The 16,987-nt window shown below is 62.2% G+C and carries 9 protein-coding genes; 5 read left to right on the forward strand and 4 right to left on the reverse strand.

Annotated elements, in window-relative coordinates; genetic code table 11:
* Positions 1–6 precede the first annotated feature (6 nt).
* The 4 genes from LPB73_RS06385 to LPB73_RS06400 form a co-directional block, all read right to left on the reverse strand.
* Positions 7–2,073: a prolyl oligopeptidase family serine peptidase gene (locus LPB73_RS06385; protein WP_231080013.1), complete on the reverse strand. Its 2,067-nt coding sequence runs from the start codon at positions 2,071–2,073 to the stop codon at positions 7–9.
* Positions 2,074–2,167: 94 nt separating this feature from the next.
* The gene (locus tag LPB73_RS06390) at positions 2,168–3,382 is read right to left on the reverse strand and encodes an NADP-dependent isocitrate dehydrogenase (RefSeq protein ID WP_068735892.1); all 1,215 of its coding nucleotides are present in this window, start codon (positions 3,380–3,382) and stop codon (positions 2,168–2,170) included.
* 220 nt (positions 3,383–3,602) lie between these two features.
* On the reverse strand, positions 3,603–5,327 hold the full coding sequence (locus LPB73_RS06395) for a carbamoyltransferase C-terminal domain-containing protein (protein ID WP_231080014.1): 1,725 nt from the start codon (positions 5,325–5,327) through the stop codon (positions 3,603–3,605).
* A gap of 250 nt (positions 5,328–5,577) precedes the next feature.
* Positions 5,578–7,299: an alpha/beta hydrolase gene (locus LPB73_RS06400; protein WP_231080015.1), complete on the reverse strand. Its 1,722-nt coding sequence runs from the start codon at positions 7,297–7,299 to the stop codon at positions 5,578–5,580.
* 287 nt (positions 7,300–7,586) lie between these two features.
* Between LPB73_RS06400 and LPB73_RS06405 the strand changes: the two genes are divergently transcribed.
* The 5 genes from LPB73_RS06405 (at position 7,587) to LPB73_RS06425 (ending at position 16,987) form a co-directional block, all read left to right on the forward strand.
* Positions 7,587–8,801, forward strand: a complete 1,215-nt coding sequence (locus LPB73_RS06405; protein ID WP_231080016.1) for a TrmJ/YjtD family RNA methyltransferase — start codon at positions 7,587–7,589, stop codon at positions 8,799–8,801.
* 215 nt (positions 8,802–9,016) lie between these two features.
* Positions 9,017–9,835, forward strand: a complete 819-nt coding sequence (locus tag LPB73_RS06410) for an isocitrate lyase/PEP mutase family protein (RefSeq protein WP_231080017.1) — start codon at positions 9,017–9,019, stop codon at positions 9,833–9,835.
* 321 nt (positions 9,836–10,156) lie between these two features.
* Complete coding sequence (locus tag LPB73_RS06415) at positions 10,157–12,604, forward strand: type I restriction-modification system subunit M (protein WP_256461267.1); 2,448 nt, start codon at positions 10,157–10,159, stop codon at positions 12,602–12,604.
* A complete protein-coding gene (locus tag LPB73_RS06420; RefSeq protein ID WP_231080019.1) occupies positions 12,601–13,779 on the forward strand; it encodes a restriction endonuclease subunit S in 1,179 nt (392 codons plus the stop codon). The genes LPB73_RS06415 and LPB73_RS06420 overlap by 4 nt, the downstream gene beginning before the upstream one ends.
* On the forward strand, positions 13,772–16,987 hold the full coding sequence (locus LPB73_RS06425) for a type I restriction endonuclease subunit R (RefSeq protein ID WP_231080020.1): 3,216 nt from the start codon (positions 13,772–13,774) through the stop codon (positions 16,985–16,987). The genes LPB73_RS06420 and LPB73_RS06425 overlap by 8 nt, the downstream gene beginning before the upstream one ends.

A 16,987-nucleotide genomic window follows, 5' to 3' on the forward strand; every position in this document is an offset into this window, starting at 1 on the left:
TTCGTTTTACGCAGCTCCAATCGTCCGCCGTAGAAACGCAAATCCCAGAGCCTGGCTCTGTGCCTGCTTGGTATTGTCGACGGCGCCGGAGTGTCCGCCTGCCACCGTCTCGTTGAACCAGACGGGATAGCCGAGCTCTTCGAGCTTCGCGGCCATCTTGCGGGCGTGGCCGGGATGGACGCGGTCGTCGGTGCGGTTGGTAGTGATGAAGATCGGCGGATAATTCTGGCCTGCCGCGGTGAGATGATAGGGCGAGTATTTCTGCAGATAGACCCACTCGTCGGGAATTTCCGGATCGCCATATTCGGCGATCCAGCTCGCGCCGGCGAGTAGTTTGGTATAGCGCGCCATATCGAGCAGCGGCACGCTGCACCAGATGGCGCCGAACAGTTCCGGATAGCGCGTCAGCATGTTGCCGACGAGCAGGCCGCCATTGCTGCCGCCGTGGCAGGCGAGCTTCTGCGCCGTTGTTATACCTGATGCAGCGAGATCTCGCGCGACAGTCGCGAAGTCGTCATGGGCCACATGCTTGGTGATCTTGCGCGAAGCCAGATGCCACGCCGGGCCGAACTCACCACCACCGCGGATATTGGCGATGGCGTAGAGATGACCTTGTTCGAGCCACAGCTTACCGGCGATGCCCATATAGGCGGGCGTCAGCGATATCTCGAAGCCGCCATAGCCATAGAGAATCGTCGGCCGGGGCGGGGCGCCGGCCGAGAGATTCTTGCCGATCAGGAAGTAGGGGATCCTGGTGCCGTCCGCCGCCACCGCATGGCGCTGCTGCACCTCGATGCCCTCGGGATCGAAATTGGGCGGCGAGCTCTTCAGCGGCTCGGGTGCGCCGTGGCCTGTCCACAGCGCTGTCGTGGTCGGCCGGTCGAAGCCGGTGACGGTGAAGAGCATGTCGGTGCCGAGATCGGGATCGTCCTCGCCGCCGAAATTCTGCGCCGAGATCGTGGCGTTATCGGGCAATCCCGGAAGTGCCGTCTCGCGCCAGCCAGCCTCGCTCCGCTGCAGCAGAGCGAGGCGACCGCGGACGTTATCGAGGATTTCGAGCACGATGCCGTGCCGGGTCTCCGACCATGACTGCAGCGCGCGGGTCGGTGTCGGCATGAAGACGATCTCGAAATCGCGTGCGCCAGACAGGAAGCGATCGAGGTCGATGACGGCGAGTGCGCCGGTCGGGATCGTCTGGTCGCCGACGGTCCAGTCCTGTTTCGGGCTGATCAGGAGATCGTCCGCTTCTGCCGAGACCGAGACTTCTTCCGGCAGTTCGAGGCGCAGGCGCTTTCCGGCATGCGGGCCATGCTTGCGCTCGACGAAGATATGCGAGCGCGTGAAATCCAGCGCGCGCCAGTACATCACGCCTTCATGGCTCGGTCGGCGGTTGACGCCGAACCAGGCGGCCACGTCCTGCTTCTCGACCTCGAAGACGGTTTCAGCCGCGGCCAGCGGCGTGCCGCGCATCCACCTGCGTACGGTGCGGGTATAGCCGGCCTCGGTGCTATCCTCGGGCGTCTGCGCACTGCCGACCAGGAGCGTGTCCTGATCGATCCAGCTCACCTGCGTCTTGGCTTTCGGGATGATGAAGCCGTCGGCAACGAAGCTCTTGCTGGGAATATCGAACTCACGCACTTCGATGGCGTCAGTGCCGTTGAACGACAGGCTGATCAACGCGCGGGTCTTGTCCGGGGAACGCGCAGCACCTGCAAAGGCCCAGGAGATGCCTTCCGCTTTGTTCAGTGCATCGATGTCGAGCAGCACGTCCCATTCAGGCGTATCGGTCTTATAGCTCTCCAGCGTCGTGCGGCGCCAAAGCCCGCGCGGATGAGCGGCGTCTTTCCAGAAATTATAGAGATAGTCGCCAGACTTTCCGACGAAGGGAATGCGATCGTCGGCATCGAGGATCTTCATGACTGCGTCGAAGTCGCGCTTGTAGCTATCGCCGCAGAGGAAGCCGTCGGTCCGCGCATTCTGTGCCTCGACCCATGCCACGGCTTTCTCGCCCTCGATTTCTTCGAGCCAGACATATGGATCATTGCTGCCGTCGGCGGGATTTGGCGCAGTCATGGGTCACCTCGAAAACGGAACGTCTCAAAAAGAAAGTCCGGGGTGCCTGAGGCAACCCGGACTTTCGGATGGTGCAGTCAGGAGAGGGCGGAAATCAGGCCGCCAGTTCCTTGGTCAGGTTTTCCGCGACCTTGTCGAGGAAGCCCGTGGTCGAGAGCCAGCGCTGATCGGCGCCGACCAGCAGCGCCAGATCCTTGGTCATGTAGCCGGCTTCGACGGTGTCGACGCAGACCTTTTCGAGGGTCTTGGCGAACTTCGCCAGCTCGGCATTGTTGTCGAGCTTGGCGCGGTGGGCGAGGCCCTGGGTCCAGGCGAAGATCGACGCGATCGAGTTGGTCGATGTTTCCTTGCCCTTCTGGTGCTCGCGGTAGTGACGGGTCACGGTACCGTGGGCAGCTTCGGCTTCCACAACCGAACCGTCCGGCGTCAGCAGCACCGAGGTCATCAGGCCGAGCGAGCCGTAGCCTTGGGCCACGGTGTCGGACTGCACGTCGCCATCGTAGTTCTTACAGGCCCAGACATAGCCACCGGACCACTTCATGGCAGCAGCGACCATGTCGTCGATCAGGCGATGCTCATAGGTGATCTTCGCGGCTTCGAACTTGGTCTTGAATTCGGCGTCGAAGATTTCCTGGAAGATGTCCTTGAAGCGACCGTCATAGACCTTGAGGATGGTGTTCTTGGTCGACAGGTAGACCGGAACGCCGCGCGAGAGGCCGTAGTTCAGCGATGCGCGCGCGAAGTCGCGGATCGAGTCGTCGAGGTTGTACATGGCCAGTGCGACGCCGGCACCGGGGGACTGGAACACTTCGCGCTCGATCACGGCGCCGTCTTCGCCGACGAACTTCATCGTCAGGGTGCCCTTGCCGGGGAACTTGAAGTCGGTGGCACGGTACTGATCGCCGAAAGCGTGACGGCCGATGATGATCGGCTTGGTCCAGCCGGGGACCAGGCGCGGCACGTTGCTGCAGATGATCGGTTCGCGGAAGATCACGCCGCCGAGGATGTTGCGGATGGTGCCGTTCGGCGACTTCCACATCTGCTTGAGGCCGAATTCCTTCACGCGCGCTTCATCGGGGGTGATCGTGGCACACTTCACGCCGACGCCGTATTTCTTGATCGCGTGGGCGGCGTCAATGGTGACCTGATCGTCGGTCTTGTCGCGGTATTCCATCCCGAGGTCGAAATACATCAGGTTGACGTCAAGGAAGGGGTTGATCAGCTTGTCCTTGATGTACTGCCAGATGATCCGGGTCATCTCATCGCCGTCGAGTTCGACGACGGGGTTGGCTACCTTGATTTTTGCCATGGTGGTTCGGGCCTTTAGCGCGTTGCGGGAGGGATGATTTGTAGGGGGGCTATAGCACCGCGCAGGACCCGGCGAAAGCCGGGGCGTCATGCAGTTTCGGCGCAATTTTCAGCCCAAAACGCAGGCTGTTTTTGCTCAAAATGCAGCCTGCGCCGCGGGGCCCGCCACCACGTACCAGGTCACCGGCAGGCTGCAGATCAAGGCCCCCGGCAGGCTGTCGTTACGCCGCGTCGCGCCGGTACAGGCCGCCCGTGGTCACCAGGAAATCGATCCGCCGGTCGAGCAGCGCCCGCAGCGCTTCGTCCGGGCTGTTGACGATGGGCTCCTCGTGAACATTGAAGCTGGTATTGACCAGCACCGGCAATCCGCTGGCCTGCGCAAACCCCTCGACGATGTCATAATAGAGCGGGTTGTCCGGGCGCGCGATCACCTGCGGCCGCGCGGATCCATCGACATGGACCACGGCGGGGATGCGGCCCCGCCATTCCGGCCTCACATCGCAGGCGATGGTCATGTAGCGGCAGGCGCGCGCATTGACGGGATTGACGTCGAACACCTCCGCGGCACGCTCAGTGGTGATGACGGGGGCGAACGGCATGAATTCGGAACGGCTCAGCCGTTCGTTCAAAAGGTCGTGGGTGCCGCGCCGGGCCGGATTGGCGAGGATGGTCCGGGCGCCGAGCGCGCGGGGGCCGTATTCCATCCGGCCATTGAAGATCGCGCCGATCTCGCCCGCCACCAGCCGCGTCACCGCGCCGTCGACCGGTGCCTCGTCGACACGGTGAATCCCCGGGGTGGCTGCGATGCCGGCGTCGAGCCCGGCCTGAAAATCGCGGCCGAGATAGACAGTCCCGAGCTCGCGGCGGCGCTCGAGCCAGGGCGCCAGGCCGTCGCGCTGCATCAGGTAGGACAGCGCACCGCCGATCGGCAGGCCGTCATCGCCCATCGCCGGGAAAATGAAGAGTTCATCGATCGGCAATTGCTCCGCGAGCAGGCGGTTGAGCTTGACGTTGGCGAACACGCCGCCGGACAGGCCGAGATGTCGCGCCGGATGCCGCTGCAAAAGCCGCTGCAGCGACAGCAGCATGGTGTCTTCCAGCACCTTCTGGATCGACGCCGCAAAATCCGCACGGCCGACCTGTTTGGCCAGCCGGCGCATCAAGGCGTTCATCTGGTGATAGCTGCGAAAGCCGGACTGGATACGTCCGTCCGGGGCGACCGAAAAATACCCGGCGATCGTCTCGGCCGCTGTCGGTTGTCCCATGGCCGCGAGCCCGGTCAACTTGCCCTCGTGCCGGTTGGGCCGAAAGCCGAGCGACTTGGTCGCCGCGCTATAGGCGCGGCCCAGGCTGTCGACGGGATTTGGCAGGAACAGACAGGCGTCGTCGCCGTAGAGCGTCGTCAGGCGGCCGCCCGTGAAGTGCCGGTAGCTGTAATTGACATTGTCGCCGCCGCCATCGGCCGTCACCAGCAGGGCATCCGGCCACGGGCTGTAGAACAAAGTGGGAAGCGCATGCGCTTCGTGGTGGTTGTAAAAATGGACCGCGGCGTCGTCGCGGAAACCGCCGTCGCGCCGCCACGCCGCGGCATCGAAGACGTCCTCTGCCCGCGGCGCGCGGTAGCGATGCTGCTCGGCGCCGAGCAGCAGGCGGTCCTTGCCGACCCGGCTGCGATACTGCTCGCGCAGCCAGCGGAGGCCACCGAGGCGGGGGAAGTAGGCCTTGGGAAACATCGCGCGGCTGGTGGCGACGACGTCGACATCGCGCCGGGTGGCGCCGGCGATCGACAGCACCTCGTCGATGGCGGCATCGGGGTGAGTGCTGCCGTCGCTTTTGCGCCGGGTCAGTCGCTCCAGCGCGATGGCGGCCTTCAGGTCGTAATCTTCGAAAATGGCGACGGCGGCGTCATGGACGCCGGAGTGAACGCTGAGGATAAGCTGAGGCATGAAGGCTGCAAGGTCGTTCCCGGGAGCGGCACATTACCTACCCCCCGCTACGACCGGCAAATCACGAGCGCTTGGCCGGGAACCCGCCTTCATCCGGATTGTCAGGCGGCAGGCAGGCCGCGAACACGGCAAGGCATCGTCGCCGCATGAGAGCGGCACGGTCCGCGGCCTCGCACGCCTGCCCCGGCGAAAGCCGGGGCGTTATGCGGTTTCAGCCCAATTTTGAACCCAAAACGCAGGCTATTCGTGCTTAAAATGCAGCCTGCGTCGCTGTGCCCGCCACCACGTACCAGGTCACCAGCAAGCTGCAGATCAGGGCGCCCGGCAGGCTCGATCCGGTGCGCCGCCAGGTGAAGGTGGCAATGACCGCCACAATCGCCATCAGCGGCACGAACTGGATCGCCACGATGGTGTTCAGCGGGACCGAGGTGATCACCGCGGGTGCCGGGTCGATCAACTGGCCGTTCAGGAACAGGGCGCCGTACTGGATGCCCAGCAAGAGAGCGAAGCCAAAGGCCAGCGCGGTCATGTTGGTCAGGTAGACGGCGGACCGGCTGGCGCTGAAATTCCGGTGCATCACGTGCAGGGCGATGACGAAGAACAGGGTGATCGGGGCGAGGTAGATCAGGGCCATCAGCGCCTGCTTGGCGCTGAGCAGCTTCAGCGCCACGATCCAGAACCGGAAGTCGACCGTGAAGATCAGGTCGGCCAGCCACAGCGCCAGGTAGCCTGACGCGACGGTGGCGAGCGCGATGGCGATCGACAGGCCGATGATCCCGCGACGGCTGGCGCGTTTTGGCGCGAACGGCATCAGCACCAGCGCGATGGCGGCGTTGATCAGGGCCCAGACGGCGATCTGGTTGGTGATCGCCTGCGGCAGCCAGGGCTGGGCCTTGACCCAATTCCCGGCCAGCGTGAAGGCCGGATAATAGGTCAAAGCCGGGATCAGAACCGAGAGGACCAGAGCGCCGAGCCAGCGGCTGCGGTCGACTGGGGTCTCCAAAGGCTTCGAGCCATCCGCCGGCTCCGGCAGGATCAGCCGGGCAAACATGCGGGCCTCCAGCAACCCGTCGAAGATGCCGATCAGGAAGGCGACGAAACCGAGCAGCGCGATGCCGGTGCCGATCTCCTTGCGGAACCAGATCTGGTCGGAGGCCGGCAGCGGCGTGCCGCCGGTCAGCGTCTTGCCGAACCAGTCGAGGGCATAGCCGATCGCCTCATGGGAGATGTGCTCGGCGGGATGGGTGATGGCCGGGGTATAGAGCACCCGGGCGGTGCCGGCGGCGAGGTCGCCATAGACCTTGCCCGGTTCGACCGCCGCATTCGTGCCGAACAGCGCCCACAGCTTCGGGCTGCTGACGGTGTCGCGGGCCTTCGGGACGCCCCACATCAGGGTCGAGAATTCCTCATACTTGGCGAACACCAGTGCGAGGTTGCGCGGCCAGGTGGGCGTGCCGTCGGCGGCGAAGGGTTTGCCGGTGGAGGAGCCTTCGAGCACCATGGCCTTGTAGTCGTTGGGCATGGCGGTGGCGGCGGCGAGCACGGTCCAGCCGCCCATCGAGTGGCCCTCGAGTCCGATATTGGTCTTGTCCACGATGTCCAGGCTGCGGAGCTTGGCGAGGCCATCCGGTCCGCCGAACCCGTTCGAGAAGGCCGGCCCGTCGCTATAGCCGTGGCCGGTCTGGTCCAGCGCCAGCACCACATAGCCGCGGCGTGCGAATTCGATGGCGAAGCCGTCCTGGGTCTCGCGGGAATTGATGTAGCCATGGACCGCGAGGATGCCCGGCGCCGGGGTCTGCGGCGTGGCGTTTGGCGGGGTGTAGAGCAGGGCGCTCATGGTGTTGCCCTTGGCGCCCTTGAAGCGAATGTCCTCGATCTTGATGCCGCCGGTGGTCTGCGTCAGATGGGCGAGCAGGCTGCCTGCAACCATCATTGCGGCGCCAACTATCGCCAATGTCCATCTTGCGCGCATTGCATTCCTCCCATAATCCCGCGCCAGTGATACTGGTGACCGGGTTCGTTTGCAGTTTCGTTTGAACGTTACTGCTACCGGTAACCGAAACCAGACCCAAAGCAAACGGAGCGCGCGACCACGCGGGCCGGTTTTAGGGGAAATCTACCAAATCCCGGCAAGCCGCTCATCCGGCTGGCAAAAACCGTCCAGCTTCATGTGACTTGCAGCGCCCGGATGAGGTGTTGAATCAAAACCTTCACGGGTTGATTCAAGACCTTCAGAGATTGAATCAGAAAGTGAAGTGTATGTCCGGTTCAGGCACCGACTCGACCAAGGCGCATACCGACCTCGTCGGCCCCGTTGTCATACTCGTCGAACCGCAGCTCGGCGAGAACATCGGCATGTGCGCGCGGGCCATGGGCAATTTCGGCCTGACCCGGCTGCGCATCGTCAATCCGCGTGACGGCTGGCCGAACGTCCATGCCCGCCGGGCAGCGTCGGGCGCCGATCACATCCTCGACAAGGTCGAGCTGTTCGACACCGTCGAGCAGGCGGTCGCCGATTGCACGCTGCTGTTTGCCACCACCGCCCGGGCGCATGATCAGGCCAAGCCGGTGGTCGCCCCCGAGGCCGCCGCCGCCGAGACCATCGCCCATGTGGCCACCGGCGCGACCGCCGGCATCCTGTTCGGCCGCGAGCGCTACGGGCTGCAGAACGAGGAGGTCGCGCTCGCCAACCGGATCATCACCTTCCCGGTCAACCCGGCTTTCGCCTCGCTCAACCTCGCCCAGGCGGTTCTCCTCTGCGGCTATGAATGGTTCAAGCAGGCAACCGCGAACGCGCTGCCCTATGCGATGCCGGAGCGGTCGGAGCCGGCCTCCCAGCACCAGATGAGCGCCTTCTTCGACAACCTCGTCGGCGAACTCGACAAGGTCGAGTTCCTGCGCCCGCCCGAGAAGCGCGACACCATGCTGGTCAACCTGCGCAACATCTTCACCCGGATGGAGCCGACCAAGCAGGACATGCACACGCTGCACGGGGTGGTCATGGCCATCGCCGAGGGCCGCAAGGGCCCGGCCAAGGGCGGCGTGCTCGACGGCGAACAGGCGACCCGTTTGCGCGCGCTTCTGGCGGAACACGGGCAGGGCGCGCAGGCGCATGAGAGCGGCACGGTCCGCGGCCTCGCGCGCATGCTCCGCCGCAACCCGACCGATGCCGAGCGGCTGCTGTGGGACCAGCTCCGCGCCGACCGCCGCTTCGCCGGCCAGTTCAAGCGCCAGACCCCGGTGGGCCGCCACATCCCGGATTTCGTCTCCTTCCCGGAGCGCATCGCCATCGAGCTGGTCAATGCCGGCGAGACCGAGGTGATTGTCAGCGACCGCGCCGCCCGTCAGACCTGGCTGCAGGAGCGCGGCTACCGCGTGATCGCGATGCGGGCGGACGATGTTATCAGCGACATCGCGGCGGAGCTGGATCGGCTTGAGGCGTTGCTGGCGAGCGGAATGCCGGGGCAGGGCTGACAGACTGTCATTCCGGGGCGCGTGCCCCTTCGCACGCGAACCCGGAATCTCGATGTCGCCAGGCTCCCCGGAGACTCCCATGTCGAGATTCCGGGCTCCGTCCCGCCGCCTGCGGCGTCGGACCGTCCCCGGAATGACAGCGTGGTGAGACGCGAATCCGACGCTACAATGCGACCAGCCGCGACCAACGCAGCATCCAAAAACCGGGAGGCCCCATGACCATCTCCACCGCCGAGAAGCGCGCCAACTTCCGCAAGCTCCATGAGTCTGGCTGCTTCGTGCTACCCAATCCCTGGGATGTCGGCAGCGCGCGCTATCTCGCGCATCTCGGCTTCAAGGCGCTGGCCTCGACCTCAGCCGGCTATGCCTGGTCCACCGGCCGCCCCGACAACAAGGTCACCGCGGATGATGTCATCGAGCATCTCGCGCTGCTCTCCGCCGCCACCGATCTCCCCGTGAATGCCGATTTCGAGGCCGGTTTCGCCGACGACCCCGCCGGCGTCGCCACCAATGTCGCCCGCGCGGTCAAAAGTGGAATCGCCGGCCTGTCGATCGAGAACTCCACCGGCAAACCGGACAAGCCGCTCTATGACGACGCGCTCGCCGTCGAGCGCATCAAGGCCGCCCGCGCCGCCATCGACAGCGTCGATCCCGCTGTCATGCTGGTCGCCCGCTGCGAAGGGTTTCTGCATGGCGAGCGCGACCTCAAGAAGACCACGGCGCGGCTCATAGCCTTTGCGGAGGCCGGCGCCGATTGCCTCTACGCGCCGGGCGTCGCTTCCGATGAGGAGATCACCACGCTGGTGAAGGCGATCGGCGGCAAGCCGCTCAATGTGCTGACCGTGCAGCCGACCATGACCGTGGCGCATCTCGCCAGCCTCGGCGTCCGCCGCATCAGCGTCGGCGGCGCGCTGGCGCGCGTAGCCTGGGCGGGGTTCATGGCGGCGGCTCAGGAGATCGCCGGGCAGGGCACGTTCACGGCTTTCGCGCAAGGGGCGAAGGGCGGGGAGCTGAACAAGCTTTTTGGCCAGTAACTCGGCCTCCATCGTCATTGCGAGGAGTAACGGGTCCGGCTTCGCCGGCCCAGTGATAAACTCCGCGACGAAGCAATCCAGTCCTGCCTTGCCGGCACTGGATTGCCTCGTCGCTATGTGGCTCCTTGCGATGACGAATGCTGGCTTCAACCCCTTTGGCTGCCGTTGCCAGGCGGCGCTATTTCGCTGCCTCAGTGACAGAGCGGAACGGCTCTGCGAGTCGTCACGAAGGCGAAGCCCGTCAGGAACCCTTGGGCGCGGAGCCCGAGTCAGTGCTATCGCTAAGCGTGTGGGCAATTCTCGACAGGTCAAACGTCAATTATGGCAATCAAGAAATCTGATCTCTACTCCTCGCTTTGGGCCTCGTGCGATGAGCTGCGTGGCGGCATGGATGCCAGTCAGTACAAGGACTACGTCCTGTTCATGCTGTTCATCAAATATGTCTCCGACAAATACGGTGACTCCGATGATTTCGCGCCGCCGATCACGATTCCCAAGGGCGCCAGCTTCAAGGACATGATCGCTCTCAAGGGCAAAAGCGATATCGGCGACAAGATCAACACCCGGGTGATCCAGCAGCTGGTCGATGCCAATTCACGCCTCGCCCGCACCGACTTTCCGGACTTCAACGATCCGAACAAGCTCGGTGAAGGGAAGGATATGGTGGACACCCTCACCAATCTCATCGGCATCTTCCAGAAGCCGGAGCTCGATTTTTCCAAGAACCGCGCCGATCACGACGACATCCTTGGAGATGCCTATGAATATCTGATGCGGCATTTCGCGACAGAAAGCGGCAAGAGCAAGGGACAGTTCTATACGCCCTCCGAGGTCAGCCGGGTCATCGCCAAAGTCATCGGCATCTCGTCGCAAAATGCGGTGGCATCCACCACGGCCTATGACCCGACCTGCGGCTCTGGATCACTGCTGTTGAAGGTGGCGGCCGAGGCCGGCAAGCACATCACCCTGGAAGGCCAGGAGAAGGACGTGACCACCGCCGGTCTCGCCCGTATGAACATGATCCTGCACGACTTCCCAACAGCCAACATCCTCTCGGGCAACACGCTGGCCGCGCCCAAATTCAAGGATGGCCAGCAGCTGCGGACCTATGACTACGTGGTCGCCAATCCCCCGTTCTCCGATAAGACCTGGAGCACGGGCCTCACGCCGTCGGCAGACCTGTTTCAGCGCTTTCAATGGGGCGAGCCGCCGGCCAAGCAGGGCGATTACGCCTATCTGCTGCACATCCTCCGTTCGCTGAAGAGCACCGGTAAGGGCGCCTGCATTTTGCCCCACGGCGTGCTGTTTCGCGGCGGCGCCGAAGCGGTGATCCGTACCCAGCTCATTCGCTCCGGCTATCTCAAGGGCATCATCGGCCTACCGGCCAATCTCTTCTATGGCACCGGCATCCCCGCCTGCGTCCTGGTGCTCGACAAGAACAACGCCGCCGCCCGCAAGGGCGTCTTCATGATCGATGCCAGCAAGGGCTTCATCAAGGACGGCAACAAGAATCGCTTGCGCGAGCGCGACCTGCACCGGATCGTCGATGTATTCACCAATGCGGAAACCCATCCGGGCTATTCCCGCTTGGTGCCGCATGACGAGATCGCTGCGAAGAACGACTTCAATCTCAATCTGCCGCGCTACATCGACACGCAGGAGGCGGAAGACATCCAGGATATCGGCGGCCATCTGCATGGTGGCATCCCTACCCGCGATATCGATGCGCTCGGCGACTACTGGGCGATCTGCCCGGAGCTGCGCGCCGCTTTGTTCAAGCCCAATCGTCCCGGCTATCATGACCTGCTGGTCGAGGCCGCAGAGATCAAGCCCACCATCCACGGCCATCCGCAGTTCGCCGCCTTCATCGCCGGCCTGCAGGCGCATTTTGCGAAGTGGCGCACAGCGGCCGCCGTCAGCCTTCGAACTCTCGAGCTGGATTGCTTGCCGAAGGACGTGATCCACGCACAATCCGAGCAGTTGCTCGCCCACGCAGAAGGCCAGAAGCTGATCGACCCCTACGCGGTCTATCAGCATTTGATGGATTACTGGGCCGAGACCATGCAGGACGATTGCTACATCATTGCCGCCGACGGCTGGGTGGCGAAGACTGCGCGTATCCTGGAGACCGACAAGAAGGGCAAGACCAGGGACAAGGGCTGGACCTGCGACCTCGTGCCCAAGCCACTGATCGTCGCCCGCTATTTCGCCAAAGAACAGGCCGCTATCGAGGCACAGCAGGCCGCGCTGGAGGTCGCCACCGCCGGCCTCACCGAGCTGGAGGAGGAACACGGCGGCGAAGAAGGTTTCCTCGGCACGCTGGAGAAGATCGCCAAGGCGGAAGTCAGCGCCCGGCTCAGGGAGATCAAGGGCGATAAGGATGCCAAGGACGAGATTGCGGTCCTTCAGCAATGGCTGAAGCTCAATTCGGACGAAGCCGACCTGAAGCGTGCCATCCGGGAAGCTGAAGCTGCGCTCGATGGGCTTGCTTATGACAAGTATCCAAAGCTCACAGCGGTCGAAATTCAGGCTTTAGTCGTGGACGACAAATGGCTGACTACGATTGCCGTCGCAGTGCAAGGCGAGCTCGATCGCGTTTCGCAGATGCTTACAAGTCGTATTCGACTTCTGGCCGATCGCTACGCTCTCCCGCTGCCGCGGATTGTCGATGACGTCTCCGTGCTGGCTGCCCGCGTGGATGCGCATCTCACAAAGATGGAAGCCAAGCCCCTGCATCGTTCGAAACTTTTGAAAATAATCGCCAAATGAAGCCAAGCCGCAAGCAGACGGAGGTGGGCCTCATCCCAGAGGATTGGGATGTTCGGTCTATTGGTCAAATGTTTCAGCTCATCAACGGTTGCGCCTTCAAACCGCAAGATTGGAAGCAAACTGGTACACCAATCATTCGAATTCAAAATCTGAATGATCCATATGCATCATTCAACTATTCCCAGTCGACAGTCGCCGAGCGAAACCGTGTAGAGGCTGGCGACTTACTGTTCGCTTGGTCTGGAACGATCGGCACGTCCTTCGGTGCACGCATATGGGCGGGCCCCTCAGGAGTGTTGAATCAACACATATTTAAAGTCTTGCCGGATGAGCGAAGAATAACAATCCCATTCTCTTTGCTTGTTTTTGCAAGAATCGAAGAAGACATAGCGAAGCAGGCTCATGGCTTCAAAGCCTCATTCGTCCATGTGAAAAAGTCTGACCTAACCAAAGTGAAGCTGCCAGTCCCACCTCTCGCCGAGCAGCGGGCCATCGCGGAGGCGTTGAGCGATGTGGATGCGCTGCTAGGGGCGTTGGACCGGCTCATCGCCAAAAAGCGTGACCTCAAACAGGCTGCCATGCAGCAGCTTCTCACTGGTCAAACTCGCCTTTCAGGCTACCATGCCGAGTGGAAATCAAAGATGCTCGCCGACATGCTTATATATGAACGGCCGGACAAATATATTGTGTTGAGCACTGACTATGAAGAGACTGGAAGCACACCAGTATTAACCGCAAATAAGTCATTCATTTTGGGCTACACAAACGAAAGATTTGGAATTTGCGATAATTTACCGGCGATTATCTTCGATGATTTCACCACTGACAGCAAATACGTTGAGTTTCCATTCAAGGTTAAGTCGTCTGCCATCAAGATCTTAAGAGCAAGAACCGCAGACGTAAATCTAAAGTTCGTATTCGAGCGGATGCGACTGTTACGCCATCCAATTGGAGAACATAAACGATACTATATATCAGAGTATCAAAACGTGGAGATTCTTGTACCGGAGCTCAGCGAGCAGACCGCAATCGCCAATGTATTGACGGACATAGACATGGAGCTGGCCTCGCTTGAGCGTCGGCAAGACAAGACCCGCGCCCTTAAGCATGGCATGATGCAGGAACTTCTCACCGGTAGAACCCGACTCGTTTCACCGGAATCAGTCCATGCCTGAACTCCCCCGCTCCGAACGCCGCACTCAGAACCGCGTCGTCGCTTTGTTCACCGATACGGCGCGGCCGGATTGCCTCGGCTACCGCTATCTCGGGGAGTGGCATAAGCGAGCGAACAACCGGCCCATCGAGGCCGCGCTGCTGCGGGAAAATCTGAAGGCGCGGGGCTACACCGACGCGCATATCGCTGCTGCGTTGCAAAAGCTGGAGACCGCCGCCGATGCTAGCGGCATCAGTCTCTACCAGGCCAATCTGCGCACCTACCAATTGCTGCGCTATGGCGTGCCGGTGCAGATTGCGGTCGGGCAGGCTCATGACACGGTGCATCTGGTGGATTGGGAGCACCCGGAGACGAACGATTTTGCCCTCGCGGAAGAGGTGACGCTACGCGGCGGCTACCAGCGGCGGCCCGACATCGTGCTCTACCTCAACGGCATCGCCATCGCGGTGATCGAGCTAAAGCGCAGTTCTGTAGAGGTGGCGGACGGCGTGCGACAGCTCATCACCAACCAGGAGGAGATTTTCAACAAAGGTTTCTTCAGCACCGTGCAACTGGTTTTTGCGGGAAGCGATTCCCAGGGCCTGCGCTATGGGACCACCGACACGCCGGAGCAGTTCTTCGTCCAATGGAAGACGCAGGATGGCGGCGCGGGCTTTGAATCTCCTGCGGGCCTCGGCGAGGCGCCTCAGACAGGCTTCGTGTACGATGCGGAACCAGTTTTAAAAGCGATCTCAGAAGCCCAAGGGAAGCGGTCGACATCCGCGGCAATGGCAGCAACGGGGCCGCAACCGGGCGCGCTGCTCGACCGGCCTCTCGCGGAGATCTGCGAGAAGACCCGGCTGCTCGACCTCATCCGCAATTTTATCATCTTCGACGCCGGCCGCAAGAAGGTGCCGCGGCCGCATCAATTCGCCGGCGTGAAAGCGGCGCAGCAACGCATCGCCAAACAGGAAGGCGGCGTCATCTGGCACACCCAGGGCAGCGGCAAGAGCATCCTGATGGTCCTGATCGCCAAATGGCTGCTGGAGCACGATTCCGAGGCCCGCATCCTGATCGTCACCGATCGCGACGAGCTCGACAAGCAGATCGAGGGCGTGATGCGCAACGCCAATGTCATCGGCGCGGACGCAGCCTCGCCCCGCATCACGTCGCGGCGGGAGTTCACAGACAAACTCGCGGCGCCGACGCCGCGGCTGCTATGCGCGCTGTTGCACAAATTCCAGCCCGACCTCTCGGCGCCACCGCCGGCTACCCATGGGCGCTTTTATGTCTTTGTCGATGAGTGCCACCGCACCCAAGGCGGCGACATGAACAAGCAGATGAAGCGCTGGTTGGAAAACGCCATCTTCATCGGCTTTACCGGTACGCCGCTGTTGCGCAAGGACCGGCAGACTACCCGCGACGTGTTCGGTACCTACATCCACACCTACAAATTCCAGGAGGCGGTCGCCGACAGGGTCGTGCTCGATCTTAAATATGAGGCCCGAGCCGTGCCGCAGCGGCTCACCTCACGCAAGGCGATCGACGACTGGTTCGAGCAAAAGACGAAGGCGCTAAACAATTTTCAACGCGCCGTCCTGCGCCGACGCTGGGCGACGATGGAAGAATTGATGAGCGCAGGCGAGCGCAAGCAGCGCATCATCGCTAGTATCATCCATGATTTTGGCGTCAAACCGCGGCTCGACAATGACCGCGGCACGGCCATCCTGGTGGCGGCCTCGATCTATGACGCCTGCCACTATTACCGCCTATTCCAGAACACGTCGTTTGGCCAATATTGCGGCATCATCACCTCCTTCGAGCCGAACCACAACGCGATCTCGCGCGAGCCCGCGAACAGCGACGAGCGCTACAAGTTCGACACCTATACGAAACACGTCCTCAAAACCGGCCAGACGACCAAGGCCTATGAGGACGAGACGAAACGGCGTTTCATCGAGGAACCGGCCAATTGCAAGCTGCTGATCGTGGTGAGCAAGCTGTTGACCGGGTTCGACGCACCGAGCTGCACATATATCTATCTCGATAACGAGCTGCACGATCACAATCTGTTCCAGGCGATCTGCCGCACCAACCGGCTGGACGGTGACGATAAGGATTTCGGTTACATCGTCGATTTCAAAGAGCTGTTCCAGGACGTTCAGAACTCCATCGCTGTGTATAGCTCGGATGAACTCGACATCGACGCCGACGGCCAAGATGGCAACGTCATCGTCAAGGACTGGCTGGTGGAGGGCAAGGCGCGGCTCAATGACGCCCGCGAAGCGCTGCGCTATTTGTGCGAGCCCGTGGCGCATCCGCGCGAGATGGAGCAATATCTGCATTACTTCTGCGGCGACGCCAGCAACGCCAGCGCTCTCGCCGAGACTGAGCCGCTCCGCGTTTCCTTCTACAAAGCAGCTGCCGCTTTTCTGCGGGCCTATGCGGACATCGCGCAAAATCTAGCAGAGGCCGGCTATTCGGCCGGCGAGGTAACGGCGCTGACGCAGGAGACAGAGTTTTACAGCGATGTCCGGGCCGCCATCAAAAGGCATTCTGGTGAGGAACTGGACATCAAGCCCTTCGAGGCGGATATGCGCCACCTCATCAACAGCTACATCCAGGCGGACCCGGCCGACGACCTCGGCAATCTGAACTCCTTGTCGTTGACCGAGTTGATCATCGAGACCGGTATCCACGATGCTATCGCGCGCAAACTGAACGAGAAGGGCAGGCTCTCGAAGAATGCCATTGCCGAAGGCATCATCAACAACGTCCGCAAGACCATCATCCGCGATCAACTCACTGATCCCAAATTTTATGCGGAGATGTCGATGCTGCTCGACGACCTGATCCGGCAGAGCCGGGCCGACGCCGCGGCCTATGAGGCGTTCCTTAAAAATGCCGAGGAGCTGGTTCGTCATCTGGCGAGAAAAGGTCCGACCAGCAGCGTTCCGGCCGTCCTGCATAGCAAGCCCGAGGCGATCGTACTCTTCAACAATCTGGCCAGCCTCCAGGCGACGACGTTCCAGTGTCCGGCCGACGATGACGGCAAGGCGAGGCTGGCGCTTGAGATCGATCGGGCGATGCGCGAGCGGGCGCCGGCGGGCTGGAAAGGCGACGACACCAGGGAGAAGCAGGTGCTGAACGCGCTTTATCCGATCATGGCGCGGGATCGCCTAGCGACGCAGAGCATTTTCGAGATCATCAAGAACCAACCTGGCTACTGA

Origin of the sequence: Tardiphaga sp. 37S4, from assembly GCF_021044645.1 — a bacterium.
Lineage (GTDB): Bacteria > Pseudomonadota > Alphaproteobacteria > Rhizobiales > Xanthobacteraceae > Tardiphaga > Tardiphaga robiniae.

What these genes read in the sequence shown, in the direction of transcription:
- LPB73_RS06385 (WP_231080013.1), bottom strand. Translation starts at nt 2,073, where the DNA reads ATGACTGCGCCAAATCCCGCCGACGGCAGCAATGATCCATATGTCTGG.
- LPB73_RS06415 (WP_256461267.1), top strand. Translation starts at nt 10,157, where the DNA reads ATGGCAATCAAGAAATCTGATCTCTACTCCTCGCTTTGGGCCTCGTGC.
- LPB73_RS06425 (WP_231080020.1), top strand. Translation starts at nt 13,772, where the DNA reads ATGCCTGAACTCCCCCGCTCCGAACGCCGCACTCAGAACCGCGTCGTC.
- LPB73_RS06420 (WP_231080019.1), top strand. Translation starts at nt 12,601, where the DNA reads ATGAAGCCAAGCCGCAAGCAGACGGAGGTGGGCCTCATCCCAGAGGAT.
- LPB73_RS06410 (WP_231080017.1), top strand. Translation starts at nt 9,017, where the DNA reads ATGACCATCTCCACCGCCGAGAAGCGCGCCAACTTCCGCAAGCTCCAT.
- LPB73_RS06405 (WP_231080016.1), top strand. Translation starts at nt 7,587, where the DNA reads ATGTCCGGTTCAGGCACCGACTCGACCAAGGCGCATACCGACCTCGTC.
- LPB73_RS06395 (WP_231080014.1), bottom strand. Translation starts at nt 5,327, where the DNA reads ATGCCTCAGCTTATCCTCAGCGTTCACTCCGGCGTCCATGACGCCGCC.
- LPB73_RS06400 (WP_231080015.1), bottom strand. Translation starts at nt 7,299, where the DNA reads ATGCGCGCAAGATGGACATTGGCGATAGTTGGCGCCGCAATGATGGTT.
- LPB73_RS06390 (WP_068735892.1), bottom strand. Translation starts at nt 3,382, where the DNA reads ATGGCAAAAATCAAGGTAGCCAACCCCGTCGTCGAACTCGACGGCGAT.